We start from the raw sequence: 12,265 nt of genomic DNA on the forward strand, positions 1-12,265 counted from the left end.
GCGAAAGACCCTCCATGTCCTCCACGAAAGCCGTCGACCTCGCCGCCCATCCGCTGACCGCGTGGCAGGGGCCGCTCGGCCTGCCTGATTTCACCCATATCGGCGACGGCGACTTTTCCCCGGTCTTCGACGCGGCGCTGCAGGCGCATGAGGCGGAGATCGACGCGATCGCCTCCAATAAGGATGCACCGACGATCGAGAACACGCTTCAGGCGCTGGAACTCGGCGGCGAGGCGCTCGATCACGTCTCGTCGATCTTCTGGTGCCGCGCAGGCGCCTACACCAATGAGGACATCCAGGCGCTGGAGCGTGACATTTCGCCGAAGATGTCGAGGCATTTCTCGGCAATCTCGATGAACGAAAGGCTGTTTGCCCGCATCGACGATCTCTACCACCGCCGCGAGAGCCTGGGGCTCGATGCCGAGACGCTGCGCGTGCTGGAAAAGACCTGGAAAGGCTTCGTCCGTTCAGGCGCCAAGCTCGATGCCGAGGGCAAGAAACGGCTGGCCAAAATCAATGAAGAGCTGTCGTCGCTCGGCACGACTTTCGGCCAGAATGTGCTGGCCGACGAGCGCGACTGGGCGCTGTTCCTGGACGAGGCAGACCTTGCCGGCCTGCCGGACTTTTTGAAGAGCGCCATGGCCGAGGCCGCCGAAATGCGCGGCCAGAAGGGCCGTTACGCCGTCACCCTGTCGCGCTCTATCTACGAGCCGTTCACGACCTTCTCGGAACGCCGCGACCTGCGCGAAATAGCCTTCCGCGCCTTCACCATGCGCGGCCAGAATGGCGGCGTCACCGACAACACGTCCGTGGTGCGCGACATGCTGAAGCTGCGCGCCGAAAAGGCGAAATTGCTCGGCTATGCCTCCTTCGCCGCCCTGAAGCTCGACGACACGATGGCCAAGACGCCGGAGGCGGTGCATGCGCTGCTCGATCCGGTTTGGGAAAAGGCGCTGCAGAAGGCCGCCACCGACCAGAAGGAACTGGAGCGGCTGGCCGCCGAGGCCGGCAGCAACGAAAAATTCGCCGCCTGGGACTGGCGTTTCTACCAGGAGAAGCTGCGCGCCGAGAAATTCGCTTTCGATGAGGCGGAACTGAAACCCTATCTGCAGCTCGACCGGGTCATCGACGCCTGCTTCGACGTGGCGACACGGTTGTTCGGCATCAGCTTCGAAGAGAAAAAGGGCATTGCCGCCTGGCATCCGGACGCGCGCGTGTTCGTGGTGAAAAATGCCGATGGCAGCGAGCGCGGCCTGTTCCTGGCCGATTATTTCGCGCGGCCCTCGAAGCGTTCCGGCGCCTGGATGAGCGCGCTGAAGTCCGGCTACAAGCTTGGCCACGGTTCGAAGCCGGTGATCTACAACATCATGAACTTCGCCAAGCCGTCCGTGGGCGAGCCCGCATTGCTGTCGATCGACGAGGCGAAAACGCTGTTCCACGAATTCGGCCACGCGCTGCACGGCATGCTGACCGATGTCACCTGGCCTTCGGTCTCCGGTACCTCGGTCAGCCGCGATTTCGTCGAACTGCCCTCGCAGCTCTACGAGCACTGGCTGACGGTGCCGGCGGTGCTGGAGAAGCATGCGCTGCATGAGAAGACCGGTAAGCCGATGCCGAAGGCACTGCTCGACAAGATGCTGGCCGCGCGCACTTTTGGCGCCGGCTTCGCCACGGTCGAATTCACCGCCTCGGCGCTGATGGACATGGCGTATCACGCCAGGCCGGACGCGCCTGAAGCACCGCTTCGATACGAGGCCGAAACGCTGGAAAAACTGGACATGCCCGACACGATCGCGATGCGTCACCGCACCCCGCATTTCGGCCATGTCTTTTCAGGCGACGGCTACTCGGCCGGCTACTATTCTTATATGTGGTCCGAAGTGCTCGACGCCGACGCCTTCGCCGCCTTCGAGGAAACCGGCGATCCCTTCAATCCCGCTCTGGCCGAGCGGCTGCGGAAGAACGTCTACGCCGCCGGCGGCTCGAAGGATCCGGAAGAGCTCTACACCGCGTTTCGTGGCAAGATGCCTTCGCCCGATGCGATGATGATCAAGCGGGGGCTCGTATAGCGCTGGTAATCTCCTCCCTCGTGGGGGAGATGGCCGCGAAGCGGCCAGAGGGGGTCGTTGCGCGTGGAGCGCTGGCCTTTCCTTTTGCCGTTGCATGGCGTCGTGGCAGTTCGGGCAACCCCCTCTGTCGCCTTCGGCGACATCTCCCCCTCAAGGGGGGAGATCATCAGCGTCACCTCCCCGCGCCCCAAGGATCCGCCACCCTTGGCCACACCGGCCGCTTCAGCTTCTTGTAATCCGTCACCGCCGGATTGCTCGGATAGGAACTCGGCGCCGTGACATAGATGATCTCGGCGGCGATCGGCGCGAAGCCGGCGTAGAAATGGTTGGTCGACTTGATCAGGAGCATGTCCTTGCTCAGTGGATCGACGCCGATGTTGGAAAAAATGTCCGGCTCGAAGGTCTGCGTGCGGTTGGTGTTCAGGATGACGTCGACCTCGGTGCCTTCAATGCGCACCACCGCTGCCGGCCCCAACGTCACCCGGCTCGGCCCGAAACTCTGCCAGCCCTCCGGAACCGCCTTCAGCACCTTGACGCGCGCGTCGATCGGCTCGCCCCCCTGAGGTCCAGCCTTGCCGCCGAAGCGCAGGTCGATGACCGCGCCCTCGCCCGCCGCCAGGCAGAAGGTCACGGCGATCGGGTCCCAGATCGTCGCCACACCGACCTTGTCCAGGCCGCGCACCAGCATCTGGCGCAGCACGAATGTGCCGTCGCCGGGAACGCCGCCGCCGGGATTGTCCCAGATGTCGGCGATGACCACGGGCTTGCCGGGATTTTCGGCGCGAACGGCCAGCGCCCGATCGAGACCGTCGGCGGTGGAGAGCATCGTCATCGCCGTCTTTTCGCGCATCGCGTAGAGCTCGCGCCCCAGCCGCTCCGCCAGCGCATCGCCCCTGGCTTTGTCATTGTCGGTGATGACAAGAATGCGCGTGCCCATTTCCGGCACGTCGGCGGCCATGAAGCCATGGACGACCGACACCGACAGCACGCCGTCCTTGCCGTGCAGCGCCTTGATGCGATCGACGAAGGACCGCATCGGCTCGCGGCTGGTCGGCAGCACCTGGATCATGCGGCAGTCGAAGGTCGAGATGACGGGCTTGATCTCGCCGCGCGCGGCGGCAAGGCCGAGCTCGACGACATGCTCGCCGCGCTCGTAGAAGTCGGTGTGCGGGAATTCGAGAAAATAGGCCATGATGTCGGACGCCGCCACGCGCTTCGGCGTCAGATGGCTGTGCGGATCGAACTCGGAGGCGATCACCACGTCAGGTCCCACGATCGCCCGCACGCGCTCGAGCAGGTCGCCCTCGCAGTCGTCATAGCCTTGCGCCACCATGGCGCCATGCAGGCCGAGAATGACCGCATCGACCGGCAGCGCCGCCTCGAGCTGCCCCAGGATCTCGTCGCGCAATGCCTCATAGGTCTGGCGCTGCACCAGCCCGCCGGGCTCCGCCCAGGTGGCGGTGCCTTCGACCACTGTCAGGCCTTCGGCGGCCGCGCGCCGGCGCAAGGCGATGATCGGCGAGGAGCACAGCGTCGGCGTCTCCGGATGCTTGCCCGGTCCGGCGTAGAACGCCATTTCGAACGAGGCCCGGTCGGTCGGCACCGGCGAGAAGGTGTTGGTTTCCGTCGCCAGCGAGGCGGTGAAGATGCGCATTGAAACTCTCCGTGGACAGCTACGGCTATTATCTCCAGCAATTCCGGATGGAAAACCGCTGAGCACTTTTCCTGGAATTGCTATTTTACGGCCCCGAGCGCCAGGCCCCGCACGAGGTAGCGCTGCAGCCAGATGAACAGGATCGCCACTGGCAGCGTCGCCAGCAGCGTGGCGGCCATGACGTGGTGCCACTCGATCGTGTAGCGGCCGGCGACCAGCGAGAACACCTGGATCGGCAGCGTGTAGCTCTCCTGGCTGCGCAGCATGGTCAGCGCCACGACGAACTCGTTCCAGGCATTGATGAAGGTGAAGATCGCGGTCACCGCGATGGCCGGCAGGCAGAGCGGCAGGAACACCTTGCGCAGGGTGAGCCAGCGGCCGGCGCCCTCCATCCAGGCGGCCTCCTCGAGATCGCGCGGAATGGTGTCGAAATAACTCTGCAGCATCCAGACGGTGAAAGCGACATTGAAGGCCATGTAGATGAAGCCGAGCGCGGTCGTCGATTCGACCAGCCCCCAGGCCGCCATAAGCCGGAACAGGCCAAGCACCAGCACGATCGGCGAGATCATCTGCGAGATCAAAAGGAACTGGCGGAAGACACCGTAGCCGGCAAAGCGAAAGCGCGACATGGCATAGGCGGCCGGAACGGAGATGAGGATGGCACCGATCGTGGCGATAACAGACACATAGAGCGAATTGGCCAGCGCCTGGCCGAAACCGGTCGCCACCCACATGTCGGAGAAGTTGGACCAGCGGAACTCGCTCGGCCACCATGTCGGCGATAGCACCTCGGTCCGCGGCTTGACCGCGGTCAGGAACATCACCGCGAAGGGAAAGAGCGTCACCACGATCAGCGGCGCCAGCAGCAGCCAGGCGATGATCGTGCGCTTCAATTTGCCCGTCATGAACCCATTTGTCATGCGCGTTGCTCCCGCATCGCCAGCCGCACATAGATCATGGTGAAGATCAGCAATATGGCGAACATCACCAGCGACACCGCCGAGGCCTCACCCAGTTTGCCGATGCGGAAGGCGAGCTTGTAGAGGTGGGTGACCAGGATATCGGTCGAATTGGCCGGCCCGCCCTGCGTCATCACCCAGATGATCGGGAAGGAATTGAAGACGTAGATCGTGTTGAGCACGATGGCGATGTTGATGAACGGCTTCAGGAGCGGAAAGGTGATCTCGCGGAACTGCTGCATTGGCGTTGCTCCTTCGAGCGCCGCCGCCTCATAGAGATCGTCCGGGATCGACGACAGGCCGCCAAGGAAAATCGTCGTGGTGAATGGCACCGTCACCAGTATGCCGATCAGCACTTGCATCGGAAACGCCGTCTCGGCGCTCGCAAGCCACTGGACGTTGTGGTCGATCAGGCCGAGCCCGATCAGCGCCGAATTGAGCATGCCGCTTTCGCCGCTCAATGCCCAGCGCCAGACCACAGCCGTCATGGTCAGCGACACCGCCCAGGGCAGCATGATGATGACGCGGGCCAGCCCGCGGCCATGGAAATCGGTGTTGAGGATCATCGCCACCGGGATGGACAGCAGCAGCGCACCGCCGACCACCAGCACGGTCCACAGCCCGGTGCGCCACAACGCGGCGACGAAGTCGGGATCGGCAAACAGCGCCGAGAAATTGGCGAGGCCGCTGAACTCGCGCAGTTGCCCGAAGCGGTTGACGTCATGGGTCGATATCTGGATCAGGTCCCAGACCGGCCAGAAGATGACGACCGCCGCCAGGAACAGGCTGGGCAAGGTCAGGAGATAGGGCAAGGTACGATTTCGCATCGGCTGACCTGTACCGCGTTGTGAGGCATCAGCAGTGCTGGCTTGCCAGCTGGACTAATTCTGATCTGTTCTTCGCTCAGTTTCGAACTCTTTCCCGGCGTCGGCGCTGCCCCTCACCTGCCTGCCGGCATCCTCTCCCCGTATAGTGACGGGGAGAGGGGCGCTCTCGCCGCCGCTTTGACCAATCACCAGCGTCTCAAAGAGGACGACAAGATCGCGGCCAGCCCTTTCTCCCCGTCCCTATACGGGGAGAAATGCCCGGCAGGGCAATGAGGGGCGGCGCGACATCGGCGATCTATTCCCTGTACGAAGTGGTTGTCCCGTCGGCGTTCGACGCTTTGCGCTTAAGCCCGAAAACTGTGGCGCGCCCCGCCTGAGTTTGGGGCGCGCCACGGGCGCAGGGAGATACGCCCTATTTCTTGAGCACGGCCCCTACTTCTTCAACACTGCGTTGGCTTTCGCCGCCGCCTCCTTCAGGCCTGTCTCGGGGTCGACGCTGCCGAGATAGATCTTCTGCATAGCGTCGGAGGTGATCTGGGCGATCTCTTCCCAGCCCGGAATGACCGGCGCGAAACGGGCGTCGGGCAGGAGCGCGGTGAAGGCGGCCAGATCGGCATTGTTGACATAATAATCCATCTTGGCCTCTTCCTTGTTCACCGGCAGGAAGCCTTCGCCTTGCGTGAACTTGGCGCGTTGCTCCTTCGTGAACAGGAAGTCCATCAGCTTCCAGGCATCGTCCTTGTTCTTGGAGTTCCTGAACATGATCATGGAATCCGTGACGCCATACGTGCCGCGCGCGCCGGTCGGCCCGGCCGGAATGGCCGCCACGCCGTATTTCAGGCTCGGCGCCTCTTCCTTGATCTGGTTGGACAGGAACGGTGCGGTGATCATCATGCCGACCTTGCCCTGCTTGAACAGGTTCTGCACGTCTTCACGGTTGTTGGAGGTGACGCCGGGCTCGGTTAACCCTTCATCGATCATCGACTTATAGAGCTTGGCTGCTGCAAGCGCGCCGGGCGTGCTCAAGCTGGAGGTGCCGTCCTTGTTGAGGGTCTCGGTGCCCTGCGACCACATCGCGTAGTAGTAGTAGACGTCGGTCTCGATCTCCTTGCCCTGCAAGCCGAAGCCGAAGCTGCCGGAACCCAGTGCCTTGATCTTGCGGGCATCGTCCTGCAGTTCGGTCCAGGTCGCCGGTGGCTTGGCGATGCCGGCCTTCTCGAACAGTTCCTTGTTGTAATACATGGCCCGAGCCGAGGCTGCGATCGGCAGGCCATAGGTCTTGCCATTCATGATCGAGGGCGACAGGAAGGTCTCGATGAAACGGCCCTTGAATTCGGGCGTGATGTAGCTGTCGAGCGGCTCGGCGACATCCTGCTGGACGAAGTCGATCAGCCAGCGTGTGCCGATGATCGAGAGATCCGCATTGGTGCCGGCGGTGATGTCGGTGGTCAGCTTCTGCAGCAGCACATCCCACGGCACGACTTCGAACTTGACAGTGATGCCGGGGTTCTTCGCCTCGAACTCCTTCTTCACCTCTTCGAAATAAGGCCCGGTCTTGGCGCTGTATTCGGCGACGGTGACGCGCACTTCACCCGCATTCGCCTGCGCCGCGAAGGCCAGCATGCTCATTCCGGCCATCAGGCCGACAGTCCATTTGGCAAGGCTCATCCGATCTCTCCCATTTGTTCCGCGCTTTTTGCGCTCCTTGCGCCGATGGCTGGCACAAGATTTATGTGACTTTCCTACATTATCGACGAATCCACCGCATGCAAGCGGATTATCATGTTGCTTAATTACATTCCATTCCTTAGCCTGCCGGCATCTGCCTGATCTGCGGGAGGAACAAGCACCGTGGTTTCGAAAGCCGAATTCGAGGGCCGTACTGTCGTCGTCACGGGTGCCGGCGGCGGCCTTGGCTCGGCGATCGTCGCACTGCTGGCCGCAAGGGGCGCGCGGGTGGTCGGCTGCGACCAATCCGAGGAGGCGCTGGCAAGCCCGCACCTTGCCTCGCGCCATGTCTTCAACCTTCTTGACCGCGCGTCCCTAGAGAAGGCGATCACCGCCGTGCTCGACAGGGACGGCGTACCCGATATCCTGATCAACAACGCCGGCTGGACGCGCGCCGAGACGCTTGCCGCGCTGACGGCGGACAGGATCGAGCATGAGCTCGACCTCAATCTGACCGGGGTGATGACCTTCGCCGACCCTATCGCCAAGGCGATGGCCGCGCGCGGATCGGGCAGCGTCGTCTTCATCTCCTCCGTCAATGCCATCGCGCATTTCGGCAATCCCGCCTATGCCGCCGCCAAGGCCGGCATCAACGCCTATGCCAAATCGATCGCCGTCGAGCTTGGCCGCAGCGGCGTGCGCGCCAATGTCGTCTGCCCCGGGTCGATCCGCACCGCCGCCTGGGACCATCGCCTGGCCAAGGATCCGGAAATCCTCGGCAAGCTCAAGCGGCTCTATCCGCTCGGCCGCATCGTCAACCCACAGGAAGTCGCCGAAGCGGTGGCTTTCCTTGCCTCCGACCGCGCCTCGGGCGTAACAGGCGTGGTGATGCCCGTCGATGCCGGGCTGACCGCCGGCTGCCTGCCGTTCATCGACGACATATTGGGAGCGTGACCATGACCGACGTCCTGTTTCGCAACCTGTCGAAATCCTTCGGCCAGCACAGGATCCTCGAGGACATCAACCTCGATATAAAAAGCGGCGAGTTCGTCGTGCTGGTCGGCCCGTCGGGCTGCGGCAAGTCCACCCTGCTGCGCATGCTAGCCGGCCTGGAGACGATCAGCTCGGGCGATCTGCTGATCGGCGGCACACGCGCCAACGACCTGCCGCCGCAGCAGCGCAACATCGCGATGGTGTTCCAGTCCTACGCGCTGTTCCCGCACCTGAAGGCCTCCGACAATATCGGCTTCGGCCCGAAGATCCGTGGCGAGAACCGCGCGGCGGTCGACGAAAAGGTCAAGAAGGCGTCCGGCGTCCTCAACCTGTTTTCCTATCTCGACCGCTACCCGCGCCAGCTCTCGGGCGGCCAGCGCCAGCGCGTGGCCATGGGCCGCGCCATCGTCCGTGAACCCTCGGTGTTCCTGTTCGACGAGCCGCTCTCCAATCTCGACGCGCAGTTGCGCGTGCAGATGCGCACCGAGATCAAGGCGCTGCACCAGCGGCTGAAATCGACGATCGTCTATGTCACCCACGACCAGATCGAAGCCATGACCATGGCCGACCGCATCGTCGTGGTGGACCGCGGCAGGATCCAGCAGGTCGGAGCACCGCTCGAACTCTATGACAGGCCGGCCAACAAGTTCGTTGCCGGCTTTCTCGGCTCCCCGTCGATGAGCTTTGTCTCCGGGGCTCTCAGGACGACGCCTGAGAAGACCTGGTTCGAGTCGGTTGGCGGCGGCCGGCTTGCGCTTGCCGGTAAGCCGGTGCCTGCGGGCAGCGTGGTGGAGGCCGGCATCCGGCCCGAGCACTTCATCATCGGCGAAGCCGCCGACGCCATGGCGCTCAAGGTGGATGTCGTCGAGCCGACCGGCTCCGAGACCCACGTCTATGGCGCCATCGGCGCCGATACCGTGCGCGCCGTGTTCCGTGACAGGGTGCCGATCAGGCCGGGCGACCTGCTTCCGGTCTCGGTCGATCCCGGCAACATCCATCTGTTCGACAAGGCGACGGGCCTGCCGCTGTGAGAACGCAGGGATGACGACGAAGGCACAAGCATGAAGACGCCGGCCGACATCATCACGCGGCTGCAGCTGATGTCGCAGGACGGCACCAAGTCGGACCGCCGCCTGGCCGGCCTCGTGCTATCCGATCTCGATTTCGCCTCCAAGGCGGCGATCTCGGAGATCGCCTCACGCGTCGGCGTCAGCGAACCGACGGTCACGCGCTTCTGCCGCAATCTCGGTTGCGAGGGCCTGCGCGACTTCAAGTTCTATCTGGCGCAGGCCATCGCCATCGGCGGCCAATATCTGTCGCCGGAGCCACTGAGCCGCGATGCCCGCGAGCAGCGCATCGCCTCCGCCATCACCGAAGCGGCGATCTCGGCCATCCAGCGTGCCAGCGAGAATCTCGACATGACGACGCTGGTCGCGGTCGCCGAGCGGTTGGCGATTTCGGGCAATGTTCTGTGCATCGGCTCCGGCGGCATCTCCTCGATGATGGCGACCGAGGTGCAGAACCGGCTGTTCAGGCTCGGCTTGCCCGTGCTGGCGCAGATCGACGGCCAGTTGCAGCGCATGTATGCCGCCGTTGCCACGCCCGAGACCACTCTGGTCGCTTTTTCGGTGTCCGGCTATGCGCGCTCAGTCATCGAGGCCGTGCAGGTCGCCCAGCAATATGGCGCCACGACTGTGGCCGTCACCGCCCCTGACTCGGCGCTGGCCAAGGTCGCCGATACGGTCATCCATCTGCAGCCGCTCGAGGATGGCAACATCTACAAGCCGACATCGTCGCGCTACGCCCTGCTGGCGATCGTCGACATGATCGTGACATCGGTGGCCGAGACGCGCGGCCCGAAGGTGCTGGAGAACCTGCGTCGCATCAAGCAGAGCGTAAACACGCTGAAGGTCGACGATCCGCGTTTGCCGCTGGGCGATTGACTCCGAAGGTCGTGCGGCAAGGAGACCTATGCACCGAACACCTCGACGCTTCTTGCCAGTGTCACCGGTTCGCCGACAACGCGCAGCGTCTTGAGCCGTGCCGTGCCGCCGGCAACGACCGAAACGGCCGACCCTGGCACCCCCAGCGCCTTGGCGACCAGCTTCTCCAGCGCCTGATTGGCCGCACCGTTTTCCGGCATGGCGCGGACCCGCGCCTTAAAATGGCTGCGCCCGTCCGCCGATGTTTCGACGCCTTCCAACCTGTCCACGGAAGATTTCGGCGTTAGCCGGACAAACAGCTCGATGCAGTTTTCGCGGATGCGAAACGGCGCGCTCATGCAACCGCCGGACTCACAGCAGCAGCGGCGCCACCGTGGTGAGAATGAACTGCCTGACGAAGAACAGGATCAGCAGCAGGATAATCGGCGAGATATCGATGCCGCCAAGGTCGGGCATGAACCGGCGGATCGGCCGCAGCGCCGGCTCGGTCAGCCGGTAGAGCATGTTGCCGATGCTGCCGACGAACTGGTTGCGCGAGTTGACGACATTGAAGGCATAGAGCCAGGAAAAGATCGCCGAGGCGATGATGATCCACCAATAGAGGTCGAGCGCCATGACGATGGTTTGAATGAGGGCGAGCATGCCGGTCTCCAATTGTTGCCGACATGTAGCCATTGCGCACCAAACCGGCAAGAGCCGCCGGCCGGCGCGACAGACAGCAAGGATTTCGGCAAAACGCCGCCTTGACAGAAATCCGCCGCGCCCGATAAATGCGCCATCCGCTGGACGGGGCTGTAGCTCAGCTGGGAGAGCGCGTCGTTCGCAATGACGAGGTCAGGAGTTCGATCCTCCTCAGCTCCACCAGCGGAATAATCGGTGGTCCGCTTTTTTGCCGCAAGGCGCGGACGGCATCCGTTGCGACGCGCGGCGTCAATGCTCCCCCAAAAGGCCATATGCGATTTCGCGGGACTTCCAGGGCAAGACAATTGTCAATTGGACTTATGGCGATGGTCGCCGTCAGATCGGCCCTATTTTTTTTGGAAGCCGCCCCATTAGACTGGCGTTACCAGATCAGTTTTTTCTGTGTGTTGTGACTGGGCGTTTCGGCGGGGGCGACCGAAGGCGCTATATGGATTTCGAGTCGAAATGAAGAATTCGCCTGCGAAAGCAAAGACGTGTCCATTCGCGAGAATCTCGCTGCAAATCTCAGACGGCTCTGCAAGGACCGTGCATCCATCAGCGCGGTATGCCGTGAGTTGGGGATCAATCGCACGCAGTTCGAACGCTATCTGCAGGGCCAGACCATTCCGAACAAGGCCACGGCCAAGCTGATCTGCGACTATTTCCGCATCCACGAAGCCGAACTGTATCAGGGCCCCGGCATGCCCGAGCCTGCGGTTGCCGGCCTGCCGCCGATCTCCGAAAGCCTGTTCAACCAGATGATTCGGCCTCCCGCCCCATCGATCGCGGGAGGCACCTATTTCACCTATTTTTCGATCCCGGCCCGTCCCGATCTCCTGATGCGGTCGGTGACTTTCGTGCGTCGCGAGGCCGAGTTGGTCACATTCCGCAGGGTCACCGGATGTCGGAGCGCCGGGGCTCGACATGGGCGCGGGCGCGCGGCAACCACTACGGCGTGGCGATCTCGCGCCTGAACTGGATCTATTTTAGCGGCGTCAACCGTCGCCAGACCGGCGAGCCATCGCTGATCTCCGTGCAATGGGCTCCAATCTCGGAACCGGTGCTCGTCGGCAAGGCCATGCTTCTGACCGAGGCCGGGCCGGCATTCGTATCGGTCATCATGCGGCAGGATATGTCTGGTATCCGAGCACGGCATGCGATCCGTATGGCGCATGTCGTCACGCTTGACGATCCCGCCATCGATCAGCTCGTCGTCAGCCTCGCCCAGGACGGGCTGAGCTAGGAGCACCAGCGGCTGGTTACGCTAAATAAGAACAAGAGTATCTCAAAAAAGCGTATGCCAGCGAGTACCTACTCCATATCCGAGTAAAATCGATTTTTTAGACTTTCTTGGAAAGAAAGATATTCTAGGTCACGTTAGATTTACTGTAATTTTAACACACCATTAATTCTTTCGAACTTACCTTTCTTCTCGCGGATCCCGCTGTGGGGATCTTTTAACAGATCCCAT

At 62.8% G+C, this 12,265-nt stretch carries 10 protein-coding genes, 1 tRNA gene and 1 pseudogene; 6 read left to right on the forward strand and 6 right to left on the reverse strand.

The genetic code is table 11. The annotated features are described in order from the left end of the window. The first annotated feature begins 14 nt into the window (after positions 1-14). The gene (locus FJW03_RS22795; RefSeq protein WP_140766596.1) at positions 15-2,069 is read left to right on the forward strand and encodes a M3 family metallopeptidase; all 2,055 of its coding nucleotides are present in this window, start codon (positions 15-17) and stop codon (positions 2,067-2,069) included. A gap of 172 nt (positions 2,070-2,241) precedes the next feature. Here FJW03_RS22795 and FJW03_RS22800 read toward each other — a convergent pair whose 3' ends face one another. The 4 genes from FJW03_RS22800 to FJW03_RS22815 form a co-directional block, all read right to left on the reverse strand. Beyond that, positions 2,242-3,723 (reverse strand): M81 family metallopeptidase, encoded by a 1,482-nt coding sequence (locus FJW03_RS22800; protein ID WP_140613270.1) that lies wholly within the window; start codon positions 3,721-3,723, stop codon positions 2,242-2,244. A gap of 80 nt (positions 3,724-3,803) precedes the next feature. Then, a complete protein-coding gene (locus FJW03_RS22805; protein ID WP_140766625.1) occupies positions 3,804-4,628 on the reverse strand; it encodes a carbohydrate ABC transporter permease in 825 nt (274 codons plus the stop codon). Positions 4,629-4,639: 11 nt separating this feature from the next. Next, complete coding sequence (locus FJW03_RS22810) at positions 4,640-5,509, reverse strand: carbohydrate ABC transporter permease (protein ID WP_140766595.1); 870 nt, start codon at positions 5,507-5,509, stop codon at positions 4,640-4,642. Between the two features lie 432 nt (positions 5,510-5,941). Beyond that, positions 5,942-7,177 (reverse strand): ABC transporter substrate-binding protein, encoded by a 1,236-nt coding sequence (locus FJW03_RS22815; protein ID WP_140766594.1) that lies wholly within the window; start codon positions 7,175-7,177, stop codon positions 5,942-5,944. A 183-nt stretch (positions 7,178-7,360) separates the two neighbouring features. Here FJW03_RS22815 and FJW03_RS22820 point away from each other — a divergent pair, with 183 nt between their 5' ends. Genes FJW03_RS22820 through FJW03_RS22830 form a run of 3 tightly spaced genes read left to right on the forward strand, consistent with a single transcriptional unit; the run spans position 7,361 to position 10,113 of the window. After that, complete coding sequence (locus FJW03_RS22820) at positions 7,361-8,131, forward strand: SDR family NAD(P)-dependent oxidoreductase (RefSeq protein ID WP_140766593.1); 771 nt, start codon at positions 7,361-7,363, stop codon at positions 8,129-8,131. 2 nt (positions 8,132-8,133) lie between these two features. Then, entirely contained in the window at positions 8,134-9,201 is a 1,068-nt protein-coding gene (locus FJW03_RS22825) for an ABC transporter ATP-binding protein (RefSeq protein ID WP_140766592.1), read from the forward strand. 30 nt (positions 9,202-9,231) lie between these two features. Further along, the gene (locus FJW03_RS22830; RefSeq protein WP_140766591.1) at positions 9,232-10,113 is read left to right on the forward strand and encodes a MurR/RpiR family transcriptional regulator; all 882 of its coding nucleotides are present in this window, start codon (positions 9,232-9,234) and stop codon (positions 10,111-10,113) included. Between the two features lie 26 nt (positions 10,114-10,139). Here FJW03_RS22830 and FJW03_RS22835 read toward each other — a convergent pair whose 3' ends face one another. Together FJW03_RS22835 and FJW03_RS22840 are read right to left on the reverse strand one after the other, a co-directional pair. Further along, on the reverse strand, positions 10,140-10,451 hold the full coding sequence (locus FJW03_RS22835; protein ID WP_140766590.1) for a DUF167 family protein: 312 nt from the start codon (positions 10,449-10,451) through the stop codon (positions 10,140-10,142). A gap of 13 nt (positions 10,452-10,464) precedes the next feature. After that, positions 10,465-10,755 carry a YggT family protein gene (locus tag FJW03_RS22840; protein WP_140766589.1) on the reverse strand — a complete coding sequence of 97 codons (291 nt, stop codon included), beginning with the start codon at positions 10,753-10,755 and terminating at the stop codon, positions 10,465-10,467. Between the two features lie 146 nt (positions 10,756-10,901). Here FJW03_RS22840 and FJW03_RS22845 point away from each other — a divergent pair. Beyond that, positions 10,902-10,977 (forward strand) — tRNA-Ala (locus tag FJW03_RS22845). A 311-nt stretch (positions 10,978-11,288) separates the two neighbouring features. After that, a pseudogene (locus tag FJW03_RS22850) lies at positions 11,289-12,037 on the forward strand (helix-turn-helix domain-containing protein). Positions 12,038-12,265 lie beyond the last annotated feature (228 nt).

The sequence above is a fragment of the Mesorhizobium sp. B4-1-4 genome, from assembly GCF_006439395.2.
Classification (GTDB): domain Bacteria; phylum Pseudomonadota; class Alphaproteobacteria; order Rhizobiales; family Rhizobiaceae; genus Mesorhizobium.